The organism is Massilia timonae, assembly GCF_001866515.1.
Classification (GTDB): Bacteria; Pseudomonadota; Gammaproteobacteria; order Burkholderiales; family Burkholderiaceae_D; genus Telluria; species Telluria timonae.
Window position 1 is genome coordinate 3,515,136 of sequence record NZ_JRYB01000001.1, and the last position, 21,247, is coordinate 3,536,382.

A 21,247-nucleotide genomic window follows, 5' to 3' on the forward strand; every position below is an offset into this window, starting at 1 on the left:
AGCGTGCGGCAAGTGATTTGCGGTAACATTAATCGTCTACCGACCAGCGATTTTTCTGGAGAGCCATCCGCCGTGCCGATCAGTTACGCGCGCAGCCTGACAGGACATGAACGCACGCCCGGCGCCAATCGGCACCTGGGCGTGGCGCTGGCTTTCGTTGCCGGCGCCATCAATGCCGGGGGCTTCCTGGCGGTGCGCGAATACACCTCGCACATGACCGGCATCGTCTCCAGCGCGGCCGACCACCTGGTGCTGGGCGAGACCGACCTGGTGCTGGCCGCGCTCGGCGCGCTGCTCAGCTTCCTGCTCGGCGCGGCCTGCACCGCGATCCTGGTCAACTACATCCGGCGCCGCGGCCTGCACAGCGGCTTCGCGCTGCCCCTGTTGCTCGAGGCTGTGCTTCTGCTGGTGTTTGGCATCCTCGGCGCGCGCCTGGCCCGGATCGATGCCTTCTTCATTCCGCTGACCGTGATGCTGCTGTGCTTCATGATGGGGCTGCAGAACGCGGTCATCACCAAGGTCTCGCGTGCCGAGATCCGCACCACCCACATGACCGGCATCGTGACCGACATCGGCATCGAGCTGGGCAAGATGGCCTACTGGAACGCCGACGGCCCGCTGCGCCAGCCGAAAGTCACGGCCAACCTCGGGCGCCTGCTGCTGATGCTGTCGCTGCTGGGCGCGTTCTGCCTGGGCGGCGTGGTGGGAGCGCTGGGCTTCAAGCACCTGGGCTATCTGTCGACCGTGCCGCTGGCGGCCTTCCTGTGCGTGCTGGCGATCGTGCCGGTGGTCGACGATGCCGTGCGCGTGCTCGGCGGGCAGGGCGGGACGGGGCGCGACGCCTGATCCGCCTGGCCCGGCCCGACCGGAATCGCCAGCGTGATCCGGGTGCCCGCGGGGCCGCTGTCGATGCGCAGCCTGGCCCCGATCTGGAGCGCGCGCTCGCGCATGCCTTGCAGGCCGAAGTGGCCGGGCTTGTCCATGGCGCAGCCGCCGCTTCCTTCGTCGCCGACGGTCAGCGTCACGTCGCGCTGGTCGGCGTCGGCGCTGAGCCGGACCGGCCCGGGCGTATGCCGCAGGGCGTTGACCAGGGCTTCGCGCACGATCGCATGCACGTCGCGGCGCAGGCGCACCGGCAACCGGTCGACCGATCCCGGCGCCGCCGCCAGCGCCAGGCGCTGGCTTCCTCCAGGAAGGATCAGTTCCACGTCGCGCAGCAGCCCCTGCCAGAACGCGTCGACGTTGGCGAAGCCCTGGCGCAGGCCCTGGACTTCGTCGCGGCCTTCTTCCAGCACCTGTTCGGCGTTCTCCAGCACGCGCTCGAGCTCGGTGCGCACCGGGCTGTCGGCCGGCAGTCCGGTCAGCACCGAGTGCATCCGCAGCAGCATCCCTTGCACGCCCTGCAGGAAGGTGTCGTGCAGGGAGCGGGCGATCGATTCGCGCTCGCGCATGCGCGCCATCAGCTCGCCTTCGATGCGCTCGGCCAGCCGCCGGGTGCGCAGCCGGTAGGCCCACGCGGCCATGAGCACGAAGGCCAGCAGGCAGGCGGCCATGAACCACCAGGTCTGGAACCAGCGCGGCGGGATGTAAAAGGCCAGGGTCGTGACCGGGCCCGCCACGCCGCTCTCGTTGATGGCCATCACCTCGAAGCTGTGCGTCCCAGGGCGCAGCCGCTGGAAGAAGGCGCTGCGCCGCGTGCCGGCTTCCTCCCAGTCCCGGCTGCCGGCCAGGCGATAGCGGAAGCTCACCTTTTGCGGCATGCGCAGGCTGGGCGCCGTGTAGTCGATCTGTACGTTCTCGGTGCCCTGCTCGAGTGTCAATCCCGTGCCGGCGCCGTAGTGGCGCGCCCCGCTCGAGACGGCCAGCACCTCCACCGCGGGCGTCGCCGGATTGGGAGCGGTCTTGCGCGGATCGATCCAGGCCAGGCCGCGCTCGCCGGCGAACCAGAGCGTGCCGTCGCTGGCCATCGCCGCCGTGCGCGACAGCAGGCGCGACACGCCGCCGCCCAGGTAGCCGTCGGCGGCATCGAACAGGCGGCCGCGCAGCGGGGCGTCGGGGTCGTTCATCGAACGCGTCCAGTCTTCAGGCGTGACGCGGTAGATGCCGCGCTCGGCATTGATCCAGCGCACGCCGGCGGCGTCGGTGACGATGCCGCTGGCCGCGCCGATCCCGTCCGGCACGCTGACCGCGAGACGGCGGAAGCGGTTGCCTTCCAGGACCTGCATGCCATCCTCGCCCGAGACCACCAAGGGCGTGCCCGGCACGATGAGGCTGAACTTGCCGACGTCCAGTCCATCCCGGGCGCCGTACTCGCGCACCGTCTCGCCGTCGACGATGCGCAGGCGATTGCCGCGCAGCCCCAGGTAGCTGCGGCCGGCGGCGTCGAACGCCACTTCCTGCGGCTGGTCTTCCTTGACCGGCGGCCTGGTCCAGGCGCCGTCGCGGTAATGCCAGGCGCCCATGCGACCGGTCCAGAGCCAGATCTCGTCGTTGCCGGCGGTGAGGCGCCGGGGCCGGATGCTGTCGGCGGCCGCGCTGACCGCGGGCGGCAGTGCGATGCGCTCGACGCCCGTGCGGCCATGCCGCTCGATGCCGTGCTGGCCGCCCAGCACCAGCGTGCCGTCCGGCGCGCGATCGAGCACATGGGTGGCGATGGGGTCCGGCAGGTCGCGCGCCTTGCCGTGCTCGATGCGCACCAGGCCGGCGGTATCGTCCAGCCGCTGGACCCGCGCCGCGACGATCCCGCCGTCCGGATGCCGCGCGGGATGGGACACGCCGCGGTCGAGCAGTTCCGGCACCATGTGCACGACGTGGTCGCGCAGCCGCTCCAGGCCCGAGGGCGTGCCGACCCAGACGCTGCCGTCGCCGTCTTCCATCAGCGCCAGCACCGACAGGCTGGTCATCTGCCACGGCTGGTCGAGCCGCTCGGCGGCGCCGACCGGCGTGAAACGCTCGCCGCGCTGCCAGTCGGCCGGGCGCAGCACGCAAATGCCGACCGGGCAGTTGCCGGACCAGACGTTGCCGTCGCGGTCGAACAGCGACTGGTAGGTGTTGGCGCTGCCGGGTTGAAAGGCCACGCGGCGCGGCGAGGGCGGCGCCACCCGCTCGAACGCTTTGCCGAGCACCAGCCATACGCTGCCGTCCCGCGCCTCGAGCAGCATCGCATCGCCGCGCACCGCGCGCAGCCTGTGAAACCGCTGCGCGCCGGCCTCGCGCAGGTAGAGCGCCGCGCCGTCGGTGGCCCAGACCCGGCCGGCGCCGTCGGCCAGCACGTATTCGGCGCGGGCGGCGTCGTAGCCCAGTTCCGGGCCGATGCGCACGACGCGATCGCCCTCGACCCGGAACAGGCCGCGCCAGCCGGCGATCCAGGGGGCGCCATCGGCGCCGAGGGAGATGGCGAAGACGCTGCCGCTCTGTTCGGGCGTGAGCAGGTGCCGGTAACGTCCCTGGCGCAGCACACTCAGGCCGCCGCTGCCGTGCCCGATCCACAGTTCGCCGCCGGGGCCGGGCCGCAGCGCGCTGATATTGTTGTTCTGCAGGCGGCTGCCGTCGGCCGTCTCGAACGGCAGGAAGCGCAGGCCGTCGAAGCGCAGCAGGCCGGCGTAACGGCTGCCGACCCACAGCCAGCCATCCTGGCTGCGCGCCAGCGCATCGACGTAGCGTGGCGCGCCTTCCAGCTCGCCCCACCGTTCATGGCGATAGCCGTCCAGCGCGATGGCCGGGTCGAGGGCGAGGGCGGCCGGCGCGAAAGCGCAGGTCAGTACGACCAGCGTCGTGCACAGCCACAGGTGGAATCGGTAAATGATACTCATTCCCGAATTGTTGCAGCTAAATCCTTGCCGGTCCAGTCGTCGCGGCCGTTCAGGCGCCTGGCGACATCATGTCCTCCGATTCATCCCGCGCCATTCTCAGGCATCGCGCAGCACGGTGCGAAAGCCGATATGGCTGGCGCCCAGGTCGGCTTCCTGCGATTCGCGCGCCGAGGCCCGGTAGCGCAGGCAGTAGGTCGGGGCGCACAGGAACGAGCCGCCCTTGATCACGACCGGCGCGGCCGGCCGGCGCGCCGCCGCCACGGCGGTGTCGCCGTTCGCGTGCGGCTGGCGCGCGCCGCTGTAGCCATCCTTGGTCCATTCCCAGGCGTTGCCGATCATGTCGTGCAGTCCGAAGGCGTTGGCGGCGTAGCAGCCGACCGGCGCCAGGCCCGCATGGCCGTCCTGGGCGCTGTCGGCCAGCGGGAAGGGCCCCTGCCAGTAGTTGGCGGTCGGACGGCCGTGGGCATCGACCGGCGCGCCATCGAGCCCGGCGTCGTCGCGGCCGGCCTTGGCCGCGTATTCCCACTCCGCCTCGGTCGGCAGGTCGCGGCCCAGCCAGCGTGCATAGGCGAGGGCGTCGGCCTGGGTGACCAGCGTCACCGGCGCATTCGGGGCCGGCGCCCGCGCGCCGTGCGGCTCCTTCCAGCTGGCGCCGCGTGCATAGCGCCACCAGGCGTAGGGACGGCGCTGCAGCTCGGCCGCATCGGGCGTGTCGAACACGACGGCGGCGCCTTCACGCTCGGCCTCGGTGACATAGCCGGTGGCCTGCACGAAGCGTTCGAACTGGGCGTTGGTGACCTCGGTCTGGTCGATCCAGAAGCCATCCACCTTGTGGCGTGCGGTGCTGGCCGGGCGTTCGTCCGGATAGCCCGCGAGGCTGCCGAACACGAATTCCCCGTCGGCCAGGCGCACCATGCCGGCGCGCGCATCCCGGCCCCAGCCCGGCGGCAGGCCGGTCCCGGCCGCGCACAGGGTCTCGGTGCCGAGCTTCGCCAGGGGCGGCGCCTGGCGGGCATCGGTCACCGCCAGCGCGGCACTGGCAAGGGCGCCGGCGCCGGCCAGCGCCAGCAGGCATTCGGTCATGCGCATGTCGCCGTCCTAGTAAAAGCTGGCCGGACGCACCGGATTCACGCCGCCGACCTGCGCCATATAGTCTTTCCAGCGCTGCACCAGCCGGGCCACGATGTCCGGGTGGCGCGCCGAAAGGTCATTGTTCTCGGCGCGATCGGCCTGGATATCGAACAGCTGCCAGTGTCCATCCCGCGGACCGTGGGGCGGCTCGATCCAGACCGCCTTCCAGCGGCCGTCGGCGCTGAACACATAGCCGCGGCCATAGGCTTCGCCGGCCGCCGGCAGGCCGCGCTGGCCGATGTTTGACCCTTGCAGCAGCGGCAGCAGCGACGTGCCGGTGACCGGATACACGTTGCGGCCCTTGTAGACCACCTTGCCTGCGTTGCGGTCGCGCCCCGACGCCGGGTCGATGTCCGCCGGCGCGGGCTCGTGCGGCGGCGTGACGCCGGCCAGCGCCAGGAAGGTGGCGGCGTTGTCGGTGACGTGGGTGAAACCGTGCAGCACCGGCGCCGGCGTGGCGGGGCCGCGCTGGCCGGGCAGCTTGGCGATCAGGGGCGTCGAGACGCCGCCTTCGTGCGGCATGCTCTTCACGTTGCGCAGCGGCGCTGCGCTCACTTCGGCCCAGCGCAGGCCGTACTGGATGCGCTTGACCTGGTCGGTGCCCAGCCTGGCATAGACCTCGGGCGCGGCATTGGCCTCGTCGGTGGCTTTCGGGTCGGCGCCCGAATCGATCGGCCAGCCCTCGGCGCCGTTATCGGATTGGAACAGGATGAAGGTGTTGTCGTATTCGCCGATGTCCTTCAGGTGCCGGACCAGGCGTCCGATATTGTGGTCGAGGTTGTCGACCATGCCGGCGTAGATCTCCATGTAGCGGATCTGCGCCTTCTTTTCCAGCGGGCTCAGGCTGTCCCATTTCTTGTCGACCCGGCCCTGGCCGTGGTCGGCGTGGCCGTCGGCCGCGCCCTTGAGCGCGTTGACATAGCGCGCTTCCGGCGTGTCGTTGTTGCGCGACGCGGGCGCCCGCACCGGGCTGTCGGGTGCGCCGGCCCACGGCGTGAAGTCGGCCGGGATGATGCCCAGCTTTTTCATGCGTTCGATGCGCGCCAGGCGGATGGCGTCGTAGCCGGCGTCGTAGCGACCCTTGTACTTGCTCAGGTATGGCTCCGGCACCTGCAGCGGCCAGTGCGGCGAGGTGTAGGCGGCGTAGGCGAAGAACGGCTTGCCGTCGGCGCGGTTGGCGTCGATGTAGGAGATCAGGCGGTCGGTGTAGAAGTCGGTCGAGTAGAAGCCGGCGCCCGGCTGCACGTGCTTGCCGTCCTCGACGTAGTTGCGCGCGTCCGGCGCTTCCTTGCCGAAGTGGTTGCGCGCGGCGCCCGGCAGCAGCGCGTAGCTGCGCTCGAAGCCCCAGCGGTCCGGCGTCTTGCCGCGGCCGTCGCCGAAGCCGAGGTGCCATTTGCCCGCCATATAGGTATGGTAGCCGGCGTCCTGCAGCAGGTCGGCGAACGACAGCGCGTTGTCGTTCAGGTAGCCCTCGTAGCCGGGCGCGCCCTTGCGCTCGTCGCGCGGCGCGCCTTGCGAGCCCATGCCGACCAGGTGGTGGTCGGTGCCCGAGATCAGCATCGCGCGCGTGATCGCGCACACCGGCCCGGTGTGGTGGTTCGACAGCACGCGGCCGTCGCGCGCGAGCGCATCGAGGTTCGGCGTGTCGATTTCGCCGCCGAAGGCGCCGATGTCGGAGTAGCCCAGGTCGTCCGCCATGATGAACAGGATGTTGGGGCGCTTCGCGGGCGCCGCCGGCGCATTCTGGGCGCTGGCGTGCAGGGTCGGCGTGGGCGCGGAGTGGCAGGCCGCGAGCAGGGTCGCCGCGACCAGGGCCAGCACGGGTGTCGATGTGTTTATGGTGTTCCTCCTACAGGTCGATGCGGGCGTTGAACGAGACCGTGCGCGGCGCGCCGATCTGCAGCGAGTTCGAGCCCGCCGAATACCAGTAATCCTTGCCGGCCAGGTTGTTGACCTGCAGGCGCAAGGTCAGGTCGCGGCCCTGGACGCGGGTGCGCCAGGCGCCGCCCGCGTGCAACAGGGCGATCGACGGCACCTGGATCGTGTTGGCGCTGTTGGCTTCCTGCTCGCCCAGGTAGCTGGCGTTGGCGTGCAGCGACAAGCCGTCGACCTGCGGCAGCCGCGCTTCGAGGCCCAGCACCGCCTGCAGGCGCGGCGTGCTTTCGACCCGGTTGCCGATCAACGCGGGGCTGGTGGCCTTGTACTCGGCGTCGAGCCAGGTGACGCCGCCGTTGGCCTTCAGCCAGCGCGCGAGGTCGGCGCGCGCGTTGACTTCCAGGCCGCGGTAGCTCAGTTCACCGCCCTGCGTGTAGACGCCGCGCGGATCGCTGCCGTAGTCGGCATAGGCGGCGCCGCGCTTGACCCGGAACAGGGCCGCGTTCGCGCCCCAGCCGGCCTGGTCGACCTTCACGCCGAGTTCGGCCTGGCGGCTGGTCAGCGGCGCCAGCACTTCGTTGGCGTTGGCATAGGTGGCGCCGACCGTGCCGCCATCTTCCATCGCCTCGACGTAGCTGGCGTAGACGGTCGCGTAGGACGTCGGCTGGTAGAGCAGGGCGGCGCTCGGCGACAGCGGTTTCTTGTTGTAGCGCGAGGTGGACGCGCCGCGCGCGTTCCAGTTCAGGTTTTCGTAGTCGACATGGCGCGCGCCGAGCAGCACCGACCAGTGGTCGCCGAACTCGATGGTGTCGCTGGCGAACACCGACTTGTGGGTCCACTCCGAGATCTTGTAGAAGATGCTGCGGTCGAAGGTGGAGGTGTCGACCAGCACCGGTGGCGTCGCGTACAGGTTGCCGACGGTGGCGGGGCCGAACAGGCTGAGGTTCGATTCGGGATTCAGGGTGCGTTCGAGCGTCTGGTAGCCGGCGCCGAAGGTCACGCGGTGGCGGAGCGGGCCGGTATCGAACTTGCCTTCCACGCTGGCCTGCAGCGCGTCATAGGTCAGGTTCGGGCGGTAGAACGGCGCCAGCCGGTTGCTGTAGTCGCCGCGCTGGTTGCTGAGATAAAGCGTTTCGTTGGCGCTGTCGATGCGCTTGACGGTGTGACCATAGCTGAGGCTGGCTTGCCAGGCGCGGCCGATGCGCCAGTCGAGCGCCGTGGCGCCCATCCACAGGGTCGAGTTGTAGTAGGAGCTGTCATAGGCGCCGAAATCCTTGCCGCCGTCCACGGGCGCCGGCAGGCCGGTCCGGGCCGGGTAGTTCTGCAGCGAGACGGTCGGCACGGCGCCGTCGATGTCGCGCTCCTGGTAGAGGAAGTTCGCGCTCCAGGTCAGGTCGCTCGTCAGGCGCGCGCCCACGGCCAGCGAGGCGGCCTGGCGCTCCAGTGCGGCGCCGTTATAGGTGCCGCCTTCCTCGCGCGCCAGGTTGGCGCGGTAGCCGAAGCGGCCCTGGGCGCCGAAGCGGCCGCCCGCATCCACGTGCGCGCGCTTCAGGCTCGCGCTCGACCAGCCGACGTCGGCGCTCAGGAGCGTCTCGCTGGTCGGCTTCTTGGTGATGTAGTTGATGATCCCGCCAGGCGCGGCGAAGCCGTACAGGAAGCCCGAGGCTCCCTTGAGCAGCTGCACCGACTCGACGGTTTCGAGGGGCAGCTCGACGCCGAACATCTGGAATGGCTGGCCGTCGATCTTGAAGCCGTTGGTGAAGTCGAGCCGCAGGCCGCGCACGTTCACCGCGTGGGCGGCCTGGGTGTAGGTGCCGCCCTGCGCGCTGACCGAGGCGTCGTCGGCGAACACCTGGCCCAGCGTGGCGATCTGGCGATCCTCGATCTGCTGGCTGGAGACGCTGGCGGTGGCGAATGGCGTATCGAGGTCGGAGCGGTTGCCGAGGGCCCCGAGGGCGCCGCGCTCGTCGCGGGCGCGCTCGCCGTTGACGGTCACGGTCTGCACTTGCAGCGGTTCGAGGCTGGCGGCGTCGGGAGCGGCGAGCGGACCTTGCGCATTCGCTTGCGCGGCGCCCGCCAATGCGCCGGCGACGATCAGCCCGAGGCGCCTGCGGCGCGGCTGGGTAAGATTTTGCATGATGAGTTCCTGTCGTTATCGAGGGCTTGTTGCAGGACGTCGCACCATACGGATGTGGCAGGTTCGAAGGTCCGGCGGGCCGCGGGCCCGGCGCTTGCGTGCAGCGAATCCGGGCGGGCATGCGAGCCGATGCAGCGCGCCGTGGGTAACGGCGACGCGTTGATGAGTTGGCATGGTAAGTTCTACACGCTGCGTGTAGAACGATTGATTACGATGATCGATATGCGGAAATAAGATGCGGCATGAGCCGTGTTCACGCGGCCTGCTCGCGCCATGCGCCCGGATTCATGCCGCTCCACTCGCGAAACGCATGCGTGAACGCGCTCTGTTCCCGGAAGCCGAGCAGGAAGGCGACGTCGACCAGGCCCAGCTCGCGCCGGCGCAGGTAGTCCTGGGCCAGGCCGTAGCGCACCGCATCGAGCACCTGCTGGAAGCTCGAGCCGGCATCGGCCAGCTTGCGCTGCAGGGTGCGCGCCGACAGCCCCAGCTCGGCCGCCACCGGCGCCAGCCGCGCCTCGCCGCTGGCCAGGCGCGGCAGCAGCGCGGCCCGCACGCGCGCCACGATGGGTTCTTGCCGCGCGGCGCGTTCTTGCAGCAGCCGTTCGGCGTGGTGCAGCAGGAGCGGGTACACGCTGGTGTCGGCGTTCGGCACCGGCATCGCCAGCAGGGCGGCATCGACGGCGGCGCAGTTCAGCGGTGCGCCGAACTCCGGCGCGATGCCCAGCACGCGCCGGTATTCGGCGTCGCCGTGGCCCGGGTCGGGATGCCGCAAGCGCAGCGCCAGCGGCATCAGCGGCCGCCCGGCCAGCCAGCTGCCGAACACGCGAATGCCCGCGTACACGCTTTCCACCAGGTGCCGGGTGGCGTCGGGATAGTGGCTGATCCACTCGTAATGCGCTTGGGCGCCATGCTGCGCCAGACGGCTGCGGCCCAGGTCGTGGGCCAGCGATTCGTAGCGCTGGGTCAGCTCCAGCGCATGGCCGAAGCTGTTGCAGGCCAGGAGCAGCATGCCGTAGGCGCTGTAGGTGGCCGGACGCGCTTTTTCGCCCACGTGCAGGCCGAAGAACGGATCGTTCGCCAGGCGCGCGCCGGCTTCGAGCAAGCCGATGTAGCGTCGTGCGGGCAGGCTCTCGGGCAGCGGATCGAGTGCGCCAGCGGCCAGGCCGGCAGCCTGGGCCAATACGGGCAGGGCAAGGCCGCGCTCGAGGGCGGTTTCCAGCAGGGGCTGCAGATAGGAACCGGTCACGCGCGCGTCATCGGGCGGCAGTGGCGTGATTGAGCAAGGCTGTGTCATGAAAGCGCAATACGGTTGGCGGGAGCGACTTTAATGTGCTATTTGAGGTGGTAAAAAGAGCAACTCGAAGTATAACGGAAAGTCATTGATGCGGCGTTGGAACGGTTGGGGTGACGAGTCGATTACGGTGCAGCTCGAAGGAGAGGCCAGAGCCTTCCTCGGTGCACGGCTGGGCCGGGGGACGGCCCCGCAGGACGCGACCTTCGAACAAGCCTGCGCCGGCTTGCCCCCTGGCCGCCTGCCGCCCCATCCGCTGATCGACGCCACCGGCCCCACGCGCGTGCGCCACGCCCATGGACAGAGCCTGCCGGACTGGCTGCGCCTGCGCCACGGCCGCATGGGCAAGGTGCCGGACGGCGTGGCCTTTCCCGAATCCGGCGCGCAGGTGCGCGAACTGCTGGCCTTCGCCGCCCTGCATGACGCGGTGGTCATCCCCTACGGCGGCGGCACCAGCGTGGCCGGCCACCTCGACGTGGGCCACAGTTCCAACGGCGGCCTGCGTCCGAGCCTCTCCATCGACATGGGCCGCATGCGCGCCATGATTTCGCTCGACCGCGAGGCGCAGCTGGCCTGTTTCGGGGCCGGCGTGTCCGGCGCCGATCTCGAAGCCCAGCTGCGCGCCCACGGCTATACCCTGGGACACTATCCGCAATCGTTCGAATACTCCACGCTCGGCGGCTGGATCGCCACCCGCTCGTCGGGGCAGCAGTCGTTGCGCTACGGGCGCATCGAGCAGATGTTCGCGGGCGGGCGCATCGAGACGCCGTCCGGCACCCTCGACATCCCGACCTTTCCGGCTTCGAGCAGCGGCATCGACCTGCGCGAGATGGTGCTCGGCTCCGAGGGCCGCATGGGCGTGCTGACCCACGCCGTGGTGCGCATCAACCGCCTGCCCGAGCACGAAGCCTTCCACGCGCTGTTCTTCCCCGACTGGGAACATGCGGTGCAGGCGGCGCGCATGCTGGCCCAGGCGCGCCTGGGACTGTCGATGCTGCGCCTGTCGAACGCCGGCGAGACGCGCACCATGCTGGCGCTGGCCGGCCACGGTCGTCGGGTGGGATTGCTGGAGCGCTACCTGGGCTGGCGCGGCTGCGGCCAGTCCAAATGCATGCTGCTGGTCGGCGCCAGCGGCGCCAGGGGCGAGACGCGCGAGGCGCTGCGCACGGCGGTGGCGCTGGCGCGGCGCCTGCACGGCGTGCACGTCGGGCGCGCGCTGGGCGAGCGCTGGCGCCGCAACCGCTTTCGCAGCGTCTACCTGCGCAACGCGGCCTGGGAGCAGGGCTATGCGATCGACACGGTCGAGACGGCGCTCGACTGGCCGCACGTGACGCAGGCGGTGACCGCGATCGAGCAGGCCGCGGCGGCCGCGCTGGAGGCGTTCGGCGAGCGCGTGCACGCCTACACCCACCTGTCGCACCTGTATCCCCAGGGCGCCAGCGTGTATTCGACCTTCGTCTACCGGCTGGCGGGCGACTACCAGGCCGACCTGGCGCGCTGGCGCCAACTGAAGGACCGCGTCTCGAGCGCGATCGTCGGCTGCGGCGGCACCATCAGCCACCAGCACGGCGTGGGCGTCGACCACGCGCCGTGGCTGGCGGCCGAGAAGGGCGAGCTGGGGCTGGGCGCCATGGGGGCGCTGTTCCGTCACTTCGACCCCGAATGCCGCATGAACCCGGGCAAGCTGGTGACGCCATGAGCGGGGCCAACGTCTTTCCGCCCGGGCGCGACTGGGACTTGCTGGTGATCGGCGGCGGCATCACCGGCGCCGGCATCCTGCTCGAAGCCGCGCGGCGCGGCCTCAAGACCTTGCTGGTCGAGCAGAAGGACTTCGCCTGGGGCACCTCGAGCCGCTCGTCGAAGCTGGTGCACGGCGGCCTGCGTTACCTCGCTTCCGGCGACCTGCGCCTGACGCGCGACGCCGTGCGCGAGCGCGAGTCGCTGCTGCGCGCCGCGCCCGGACTGGTCGAGCCGCAGGGCTTCGCCTTTGCCGACCATGGCACCGACGTCAAGCGGCGGCTGGGCTTTCTTTCCATGCTGCGCGTGTACGACGTGCTGGCCGGCCGCCGCGAGCCGCGCTGGGAACGCCCGGAATCGTCCCGCATGCCGTCGCCGAATAGCCCGGAAGCCAACCCGGCTGGCGGCATCCGCTACACCGACGCCAAGACCGACGACGCGCGCCTGGTGCTGCGCGTGATCGACGAGGCGCGCGCCCACGGCGCGGTCGCCTGCAACTACGTGACCGTGCAGGCGCTGGTGCGCGACGGCGGCAAGGTGCACGGGGCCATGCTGCGCGACGAACGCAGCCAGGCCGAGACGGCGGTGCGCGCGCGGGTGGTGGTCAACGCCACCGGCGCCTGGTCCGACCTGCTCGGCGCAGAAGCCGGCGCCAAGCCCGATCGCGCGCCGCGCCTGCGGCCGCTGCGCGGCAGCCACCTGGTGCTGCCGGCCTGGCGCCTGCCGCTGGCGCAGGCGGTCAGCCTGCTGCACCCGGCCGACAGCCGGCCCGTGTTCGCCTTCCCGTGGGAAGGCGTGACCCTGGTCGGCACCGACGCCGACCACGAACAGGGTTTGAACACCGAGCCGCGCATCACCCGTCCCGAGTTCGACTACCTGATGGCGGCCCTGCACGCCCAGTTCCCCCAGCTGGGCTTGAGCGAGCAGGACGTCGTCGCCACCTTCGCGGGCGTGCGCCCGGTGATCGACGGCGGCCAGCATGGCGCGCCGTCGTCCGAGAAGCGCGACCACTTCGTGTGGTCGGAGCCGGGCCTGGTCTCGGTGGCCGGCGGCAAGCTGACCACCTTCCGCGCGATCGCCCTCGACGTGCTGCGCCACGTGTCGCAGCAGCTGCCCGGCTGGCAGCTGCGCGCCGAGCGCGGGCCGGTGTTCGCGCGGGTGACGGTGCCGGCGCGCCACGACCTGCCGCCCGGCGTGCTGCGCCGGCTGGCCGGCCGCTACGGCGCCCAGGCCAAGCCGCTGCTGCTGGCGGCGCGCAAGGGCGAGCTGGAATGCATCCCGGGCACGCAGACCCTGTGGGCCGAACTGCGCTGGGCCGCCCGTTCCGAGCAGGTCTACCAGCTGGACGACCTGCTGCTGCGCCGCACCCGGCTCGGCATCCAGCTGCCCAACGGCGGCCTCGATCAGATGACGCGCATCCGCGCCATCTGCCAGCCGGAACTCGGCTGGGACGATGCGCGCTGGGAAGCGCAGGAGCGGCGCTACCTGGCCGAGTGGCGCAAGCAGTACGGGGTTCCGCCCGCTGCCTGACTGGACTTGACTCCGCCAGCCCGCGGGATCCGCTGCTGCTGGCCGTCGACAACGGCACGCAAAGCGTGCGCGCCCTGCTGTTCGACCTGCGCGGCGAACTCGTGGCCAGGTCGCAAGTGGCGCTGGACGCCTACCGTTCGCCGCAACCGGGCTGGCACGAGCACGACGTCGACGCCTACTGGCAGGCGCTGTGCCGCGCTTTCCGTCAGCTATGGGCACAACCCGGCGCCGAGCCCGCGCGTCTGGCCGGCGTTGCCGTCACTACCCAGCGTGGCACCGTGGTCAACCTCGATCGGAAGGGCCGTCCGCTGCGTCCTGCCATCACCTGGCTCGACCAGCGCCGCACCGGGGACGCCCCGCCGATCGGACCGCTATGGCGCGCGGCCTTCCGCGTGGCGGGCGTGGCCGGCACCGTGCGGCACCTGGCCGGCGAAGCCGAGATCAACTGGATCCGCGCCCACCAGCCCGAGGTCTGGGAGGCCACCGAGAAGTTCCTGCTGCTGTCGGGCTGCCTGAACTGGCGCCTGGATGGGCGCTTCGTCGATTCGAGCGGCTCGCAGGTGGCCTATATCCCCTTCGACTACGGGCGCCTGCGCTGGGCCGCGCCGCGCGCATGGCAGTGGCAGGCGCTCGCCGTCGAGCCTTCCATGCTGCCCGCGCTGGCGCCGCCGGCGCGTGCCTGGGCAGCATCACCGCGCAGGCGGCGCGCGACACCGGCATCCCGGAGGGCTTGCCGCTGCTGGCGGCCGCCGCCGACAAGGCCTGCGAGACGATCGGCGCCGGCTGCTGCGCGCCGCACGTGGCCTGCCTGAGCTACGGCACCACGGCCACCATCAACGTCACTTCACAGCGCTACGTCGAGGCGGTGCGCTTCGTGCCGCCGTATCCGAGCGCGCTGCCGGACGCCTACAGCATCGCGCACCAAGTGTTTCGCGGCTACTGGATGGTTAACTGGTTCAAGGAGCAGTTCGGCCACCACGAGCAATCGCGCGCGCTGCTGGAAGACGTGGCGCCGGAACGGCTGTTCGACGACCTGGCCAGCAGCGTGCCGCCGGGATCGATGGGGCTGATGCTGCAGCCTTACTGGACGCCGGGCATCCGGCTGCCGGGGCGCGAAGCCAAGGGCTCGATTGTGGGTTTTGGCGACGTCCATACGCGCGCCCACGTGTACCGCACGATCCTGGAAGGGCTGGCGTATGCGCTGCGCGAAGGGAAGGAGCGGATCGAGCGGCGTGGCGGGGTGCGCATCACCGAGCTGCGGGTGTCGGGCGGCGGCTCGCAGAGCGACGCGGCGATGCAGCTCACAGCGGATATCTTCGCGCTGCCGACGGCGCGGCTGCACGTGTATGAAACGTCAGGACTGGGGGCGGTGATCGATGCCGCGGTGGGATTGGGGCTGTATCCGGATTTTCCCAGCGCGGTCGCGGGCATGACGCGGGTAGGAAAGGTGTTCGAGCCGATTCCGGGCAACCGGGCGGTCTACGCGCGGTTATACCAGGACGTGTATCTGCGGATGTACCGGCAACTGCGGCCGATGTATCGTGACATCGCCCGCATAACGGGTTACCCGCGCGGCGCCTGATTCGTCAGGGGATGTGCTCGGCGCCGGGCGGCGGAACCGCCCAGGCGTGCATGCGTTCTTCGTACACCGAGACTGTCGGCCCCGGGAACAGGGGATCGGCGAAGGCGCCGATCGGAATGGCGATGGTGTCCTCGGCGCCTTCGGTCTGGAAGTAGACGGTCGCGCCGCAGATAGGGCAGAAGTGGAAATGCGCGCGCGAGCCTTCGTCGCCCGCCAGCGCGAAACCGGTCGACGTTCCAGAAACCACGACCTGATCGCGCGCGAGCCTGGCCTGCGCCGCGAACACGCTGCCGCTGCGTCGCTGGCAATTGAGGCAGTGGCAGATCGAGATGCGCACCGGGTCGCCGCTGACCTCGGCCGTCACTCGGCCACAACTGCACTGGGCCATACGGAAAATATGCATATCCGAGAATTCGTGGCATCTTTTTCCCCGTCACCATGCCAAACAACACCATGCACGGCAGGACGATATACAACAAGGTATCGGTTTCCTCGAGATCGAATTTGATTTCGCGATGAAACCGATGAGTGAGTCCCCGCTGGCGCCGATGATCGCCGAGATCACGGCGACGTATCGCATTCGGCCTACTGTGGCAAGACGGTGCGATACTTGGAGAGTCATTTTACAAAAAAGAATACCCTTGAGCGCAGAAGAGCTGGGGATTCGCCTATCTAAACTAGTTAAATTTTATTTAAAAATATTTCGTGGATGCATTGATGGGATGTAAGGCATGCCAATGGGCGCCTTCCCATAATAAGGTGAGGAGGTATTTGGAAGATAGTGATCGGTTATAAACATACTTTTTTCACAGGATGCTAGACACTCGTAGAAATAATCAATCTCTCCCAGCGGCTCGTGCGCAGACATCTTAATGGCTTCACGACTATTGTAGAGAGTGCGTATTTCATTTATCATGATAATCGCATTCTCATCGTCGAAATCGTTAACTCTTTTATCTTCAGATAATTTCGATACACTCAATGCATCACGTGCCGAAAGCGTTGTTAGTGCAAATTTGAGTCGATCACGATAATACCTCAAACAGTCGCAAAAGTAATTCTGCCAATCTACCGACATCGCGACGGCAACAAACAAACGGTGATCATAATCCTCACGCTCAATTGTCTTGTGTAGACACGGTCTTCCGTACTCATACCGGTGGGCTAACGGAGGACGCGGGCGGCTGAATGACTGTAGAAACGATAGAGGCGAATTGTTGAAATGGATTCGTGATTTCGGTTGGATAGGATATTGGTAGTCGGTTGTAGGCATCATATCATCAAGGAATTCGGCAACAATTGCGCAAGAAGCGATGTATTCTTGAAGTCGCGCGATAGATGAGATGAGTTTCCCATCAATATCTTCAATCTCTTTTCGAGTTTTTTTCAGTTTATCTTCAAAATCTTGAATTTGCCGAACTGCGGATACTGTATGAATTAGCCATCGAGCTCTAGACTCAAGCTGCAATCTCCCTGGCGCATAGAATCCACGGCGTTCTGAAATTTCTAAAAAGTGTTCAGCTTGAGCATGCAATGCTGAAACAGCCGTCGGAATGTCGCCAGCGTTTAAATGCTTGGCCAACTGATATCGTAGACTCCAAGATGCTGTCATGATCTAAAAAACCGGATTTTTCCAAAAGATTTAATTATTTTTTCTGAAGTTGAACGTCAGGGCTATTGACAGTTTCCTAATGCGCCATCCCACCCCGCGCCTGCTCCCACGCCGCCCCGGCCTGCGCGACCACCACCTGGTTGCGCCCGCGCGCCTTGGCCTCGTACATCGCCCGGTCGGCCGAGATGAAGAACGAGCGGATATCGTCGAACAGCGTCGGCACGATGCAGGCCACGCCGATGCTGACCGTCACCACGCCGGCGCCTTCCGCGCGCGGATTCGGGATCGCCAGCCGCTCGACATGGGCGCGGATCGCCTCGCCCAGCCGCGCCGCCGCGCTGGATGCGGTGTCGGCCAGCAGCACCACGAATTCCTCGCCGCCGTAGCGCGCGGCCAGGTCGGTCGGGCGCATCGCGTGCGATTGCAGCGCTTCGGCGATGGCCTGCAGGCAGGCGTCGCCGGCGGCGTGGCCCAGGCTGTCGTTGTAGCCCTTGAAATGGTCGACGTCGAGCACGATCAGCGACAGCGGCTGGCCGCTGCGGATGGCGCGCTGCCATTCCTTGTCCAGGAAGGCGTCGAAGTGGCGGCGGTTGGCGATGCGCGTGAGCGGGTCGATCAGGGCGGCGCGCTGCAGCGCCGTCTCGGACTGCTTGTGGTGGGTGATGTCGTGCAGCAGGGCGACGAACAGCGCTTCGCCGCCCGCCACCGGCGACAGGCTCAGGTCCATCGCGCGCATCGTGCCGTCCGACTGGCGCACCAGCACTTCGCGCGTGCCGCGGCAGCGCGCGGTCGCCTCGGCGTCGAGCGGGCGGGCGAAATAGTCGGCGTAGTCGCAGGCGGCGGGCGGCTCGACCAGGTCGGCCAGCAGCTCGCCTTCCAGCACTTCCTTGGGCTGCGACAGGAAGCGTTCGCAGGCCGGGTTGGCGTACACCACGCGTCCCTCGCAGTCGACCAGCATCAGGCCCTCGTCCATGCCGTCGACGATCAGCTGCAGGCGCTCGGCCTGCTGCTTCTGGCTTTCGCTGCTGCTGCGCAGGCGCAGCTGGGCGCGCACGCGGGCGCACACTTCGGCCATGCGCACCGGCTTGGCGATGTAGTCGGCGGCGCCGGTGTCGAAGCCGGCGACGATGTCCTCGGTCTCGCCGCAGGCGCTGACGAAAATGACGGGGATGTGGGCGGTGTCGGGCTGGCGCTTCAGGCGGCGGCAGATTTCCAGGCCGTCGAGGTCGGGCAGGATCACGTCGAGCAGGATCAGGTCGGGCTGGACGCGGGTGGCGATGTCGAGCGCGCGCTTGCCGGAACTGGCGACGAAGGTCTGGTACCCCTGCTGGCGCATCATGTCCTGCAGCAGCCCGAGGCTGTCGGGAGCGTCGTCGACGATCAGAATCGCGGATTGGCGCGCCGGTGCGGCGAGCGCTAGGGCAGGATGCATCATCGGTGGCGGGCAGACCTCATCAGTGTCGAGAAATCATACTCTTTTACACGGAGATTTTGGACACACACCTTGCCTAAAATCCACTACCTGATGCAATTGTTGCACTGTCGCAACTGACCCGCCATTGGCCCGGTCTTGCCCAGGCAGGTTAATACCGGTATCGACTGACCGTCGACAAAGAAACAGGGCCGCATTCGCGGCCCCGTGGGATCTTACAGCATGCCGGCGATCAGCTTGCCGAGGACCGCGATGCCTTCGCGGATGCGCTCCGGCGGCACCGTCACGAAGGACAGGCGCAGCGTGTTGCTGGCAGGGTCGTTGGCGTAGAACGGCGCGCCCGGCACGAAGGCCACGCGCGCGGCCAGCGACTGTTCCAGCAGCTTCATGGCGTCGATCTGCTGCGGCAGGGTGACCCAGATGAACATGCCGCCTTCAGGCTTGGTCCAGCTCACGCCGGCCGGGAAGTGTTCCTGCATCGCGTCCAGCATCACCTGGCACTGGTCGCCGTACAGCTGGCGGATGGTCGGGATGTGCTGGTCCAGGAAACCGTCCTTGACGACCTCGTGCACCACCATCTGGGTCAGCTGGGCGGTGTGCAGGTCGGCCGCCTGCTTGGCCAGCTCGAGGCGGCGCACCAGCGGCAGCGGGGCGCAGACGTAGCCCAGGCGGATGCCCGGGGTCAGCACCTTCGAGAACGAGCCCATGTAGATCACGCCGTCCGGGTTCATCGCGACCATTTTCGGGCTCGGCGCGCCCTTGTAGCTCAGCGAACCGTAGGGATCGTCCTCGATCAGCGGCACGCCGAGGCGGGCGCAGGTTTCCACCAGTTCCTGGCGGCGCTCGACCGACAGCGAACGGCCGGTCGGGTTCTGGAAGTTCGGCAGCGCGTACAGCATGCGCGCGCCTTGCGCGATGCCTTCCAGCGACGACGGCACCAGGCCGTGTTCGTCGGTGTCGACCGATTTGAATTCGGGGCGGTAGACCGAGAACGCCTGCAGCGCGCCCAGGTAGCTCGGGGTCTCGACCAGCACGCGGCTGCCTTCGTCGATCAGCACCTTGCCCAGCAGGTCGAGCGCCTGCTGCGAACCCGAGGTCATGAGGATCTGTTCCGGCAGGATCGTCGAACCTTCCGTCGACAGCGAACCGGCAATCCACTCACGCAGCGGCGCGTAGCCATCGGTCGGGCCATATTGCAGCGCCACTTTGCCGTTGTCGCTCAGGACCTTGTCGTAAGCGGCTTTCATGCGCTCGACCGGGAAGGTGGCTGGCGAGGGCAGGCCACCGGCGAACGAGATGATCTCCGGACGCTGGGTGATCTTCAGGATCTCGCGAATGAACGAGCTCTGCAGCTGCTGGGCGCGTTCCGAGAACTGCCACTGGATGGGATTGGGGTTTTCGATTTTCATACTGGTCTCACAGGAAGGTGCACGGTCGTGCCGGGCCATTATATAAAACACGCCGCGTTGGCGGCTTCACGTCGGCGAATGGAGCCGGGTCAGCCGCGCGAGGTACAACAGTAATTGATTTACCGACAAATTAATGCCGGTTGTTGACACGTTATCGCCGGCTTTATGCCACTTCCACGATCATTTCGATCTCGACGCAGGTGCCGCGCGGCAGCGATGCAACGCCGAAGGCCGAGCGCGCGTGCTTGCCGGCGTCGCCGAACACCTCGCCGATCAGTTCCGAGGCGCCATTGGTGACCAGGTGCTGTTCGTTGTAGTCCGGGGTCGACGCGACCAGGCTCATCAGTTTGACGATGCGCTTGACGCGGTTCAGGTCGCCGCCCACGGCTTCCTGCAGGGTGCCGATCAGGTCGATCGCGACCGAGCGCGCGGCGGCCTGGCCATCCGCCGTGGTCTTGTCGCGGCCCAGGATGCCGGCATTGATGCTGCCATCTTTGTTCTTGGCGATATGGCCCGAGATGAACACGAGGTTGCCGGTCTGGACGTACATGACATAGGCCGCGGCCGGGGTCGCCGGCGCTTCCAGGGTGATGTTCAGTTCCTTGAGTTTGTCGTAGACGGACATGGTGTTTTCCATAAGTTGCGTGAATGAAGCCGGTATTGTACGTCGAGCGGGGACCATGCACATCGAATGGCTCGGTCAGCCAGGCCGGCGCCGCACCTGCAGCCGCCGTCCGGCGAACACGACGCCGATGACGGCCAGCGCGAACAGGCTGTCGTGCAGGGTCAGCGGTTCGCCCAGCAGCACGGCGGCGCCAACCAGGCTCATGAAGGGCTGCAAGAGTTGCACCTGGCCGACCCGGGCGATCCCGCCCATGGCCAGGCCGCGGTACCAGAAAAAGAACCCGACGAACATCGAGAACACCGTCACATAGGCCAGGCCTACCCAGGCCGCGGCGCCGGCGCCGGCGAACGCCTCCGGCCGCGGGATGTAGTGCCAGGCCAGCAGCGGCGCCACCAGCGGCAGGGCCAGCAGCAGCGCCCACGAGATCGTTTCCGGGCCGCCCAGGGTGCGCGCCAGCCTGCCGCCTTCGGCATAGCCGACGGCGCCGGCCGCCACGGCCAGGAACATCAGCAGGTCGGCCAGATGCAGGGCGCCGCCGCCCTGGGACAGGGCGAATGCGATCACCAGCGCCGCGCCGAACACGGCCACCAGCCAGAAGGCGGCGGATGGCCGCTCGTCGCCGCGCATGGCGCTGTACAGGGCCGTCAGCAGCGGCAGCAGGCCGGCCAGCACCGCGCCGTGGGTGGCCGGCACCCAGCGCAGGGCCATCGAACTCAGCAGCGGAAAGCCGATCACCACGCCCAGCGCCACCAGGATCAGCGGCGCCAGCGCGGCGCGCGGCGGCAGCGGGGCCCGGCGCCATCCGAGCCACAGGCCGGCCAGCAGCGCCGCGCCGAGCGCGCGCCCGAGGGCGATGAACAGCGGATCGAGTTCGGCCACCGCCATGCGGGTGAACGGCAAGGTCAGGCTGAACATCGCCACGCCGGCCAGGCCGAGGAGCATGCCGCGCGCTTCGTCGCGGCTGGCGGTCGGGATGGGGCGGGCGAGGGTGGTCATCGGGTGTCCTTGGTCGGGCTTGCGGCAACGCGGCAGTGGGTCTATCCTAGCCGCACGGACCAATACAGTCCCAGTACA

Annotated in this window: 16 protein-coding genes; 5 read left to right on the plus strand and 11 right to left on the minus strand. The window is 68.4% G+C overall.

The genetic code is table 11. The features are described from left to right. Window positions 1-72 precede the first annotated feature (72 nt). A complete protein-coding gene (locus LO55_RS15180; RefSeq protein WP_005666613.1) occupies window positions 73-846 on the plus strand; it encodes a YoaK family protein in 774 nt (257 codons plus the stop codon). On the opposite strand, the gene LO55_RS25885 is transcribed toward LO55_RS15180, so the two are convergent. The 5 genes from LO55_RS25885 to LO55_RS15200 all read right to left on the minus strand — a co-directional run bounded on the left by LO55_RS25885 (window position 732) and on the right by LO55_RS15200 (window position 10,249). Beyond that, window positions 732-3,812 (minus strand): sensor histidine kinase, encoded by a 3,081-nt coding sequence (locus tag LO55_RS25885; protein WP_083415340.1) that lies wholly within the window; start codon window positions 3,810-3,812, stop codon window positions 732-734. The two genes, LO55_RS15180 and LO55_RS25885, sit on opposite strands and share 115 nt — an antisense overlap. Before the next feature lie 96 nt (window positions 3,813-3,908). Next, window positions 3,909-4,895 carry an SUMF1/EgtB/PvdO family nonheme iron enzyme gene (locus tag LO55_RS15185; protein WP_071363801.1) on the minus strand — a complete coding sequence of 329 codons (987 nt, stop codon included), beginning with the start codon at window positions 4,893-4,895 and terminating at the stop codon, window positions 3,909-3,911. A gap of 15 nt (window positions 4,896-4,910) precedes the next feature. Continuing rightward, the gene (locus LO55_RS15190; protein WP_071362098.1) at window positions 4,911-6,782 is read right to left on the minus strand and encodes an arylsulfatase; all 1,872 of its coding nucleotides are present in this window, start codon (window positions 6,780-6,782) and stop codon (window positions 4,911-4,913) included. Window positions 6,783-6,792: 10 nt separating this feature from the next. Then, window positions 6,793-8,955, minus strand: a complete 2,163-nt coding sequence (locus LO55_RS15195; protein ID WP_071362099.1) for a TonB-dependent siderophore receptor — start codon at window positions 8,953-8,955, stop codon at window positions 6,793-6,795. Window positions 8,956-9,208: 253 nt separating this feature from the next. After that, a complete protein-coding gene (locus tag LO55_RS15200; protein WP_071362100.1) occupies window positions 9,209-10,249 on the minus strand; it encodes an AraC family transcriptional regulator in 1,041 nt (346 codons plus the stop codon). 88 nt (window positions 10,250-10,337) lie between these two features. On the opposite strand from LO55_RS15200, the gene LO55_RS15205 reads away from it, so the two are divergent. Genes LO55_RS15205 through LO55_RS27020 form a run of 4 tightly spaced genes read left to right on the plus strand, consistent with a single transcriptional unit; the run spans window position 10,338 to window position 15,095 of the window. Then, on the plus strand, window positions 10,338-11,945 hold the full coding sequence (locus LO55_RS15205; protein ID WP_071362101.1) for an FAD-binding oxidoreductase: 1,608 nt from the start codon (window positions 10,338-10,340) through the stop codon (window positions 11,943-11,945). Then, on the plus strand, window positions 11,942-13,513 hold the full coding sequence (locus LO55_RS15210) for a glycerol-3-phosphate dehydrogenase/oxidase (protein WP_071362102.1): 1,572 nt from the start codon (window positions 11,942-11,944) through the stop codon (window positions 13,511-13,513). Before LO55_RS15205 ends, LO55_RS15210 begins: the two co-directional genes overlap by 4 nt. Then, on the plus strand, window positions 13,477-14,325 hold the full coding sequence (locus LO55_RS27015) for a xylulokinase (protein ID WP_229410150.1): 849 nt from the start codon (window positions 13,477-13,479) through the stop codon (window positions 14,323-14,325). The genes LO55_RS15210 and LO55_RS27015 overlap by 37 nt, the downstream gene beginning before the upstream one ends. Further along, entirely contained in the window at window positions 14,244-15,095 is an 852-nt protein-coding gene (locus tag LO55_RS27020) for an FGGY-family carbohydrate kinase (RefSeq protein ID WP_229410151.1), read from the plus strand. The genes LO55_RS27015 and LO55_RS27020 overlap by 82 nt, the downstream gene beginning before the upstream one ends. 4 nt (window positions 15,096-15,099) lie before the next feature. Here the strand turns inward: LO55_RS27020 and LO55_RS15220 are convergent, their stop codons facing one another. The 6 genes from LO55_RS15220 to LO55_RS15240 form a co-directional block, all read right to left on the minus strand. Further along, window positions 15,100-15,498, minus strand: a complete 399-nt coding sequence (locus tag LO55_RS15220; RefSeq protein WP_071362103.1) for a GFA family protein — start codon at window positions 15,496-15,498, stop codon at window positions 15,100-15,102. 285 nt (window positions 15,499-15,783) lie between these two features. Continuing rightward, a complete protein-coding gene (locus LO55_RS26375) occupies window positions 15,784-16,677 on the minus strand; it encodes a hypothetical protein (protein ID WP_143054526.1) in 894 nt (297 codons plus the stop codon). A gap of 106 nt (window positions 16,678-16,783) precedes the next feature. Continuing rightward, a complete protein-coding gene (locus LO55_RS15225; RefSeq protein ID WP_071362104.1) occupies window positions 16,784-18,142 on the minus strand; it encodes a diguanylate cyclase in 1,359 nt (452 codons plus the stop codon). A gap of 212 nt (window positions 18,143-18,354) precedes the next feature. Further along, entirely contained in the window at window positions 18,355-19,548 is a 1,194-nt protein-coding gene (locus LO55_RS15230) for an aminotransferase-like domain-containing protein (protein ID WP_071362105.1), read from the minus strand. Window positions 19,549-19,711: 163 nt separating this feature from the next. Further along, window positions 19,712-20,173: a RidA family protein gene (locus LO55_RS15235; protein ID WP_071362106.1), complete on the minus strand. Its 462-nt coding sequence runs from the start codon at window positions 20,171-20,173 to the stop codon at window positions 19,712-19,714. Between the two features lie 75 nt (window positions 20,174-20,248). Next, entirely contained in the window at window positions 20,249-21,169 is a 921-nt protein-coding gene (locus LO55_RS15240) for a DMT family transporter (RefSeq protein WP_071362107.1), read from the minus strand. Window positions 21,170-21,247 lie beyond the last annotated feature (78 nt).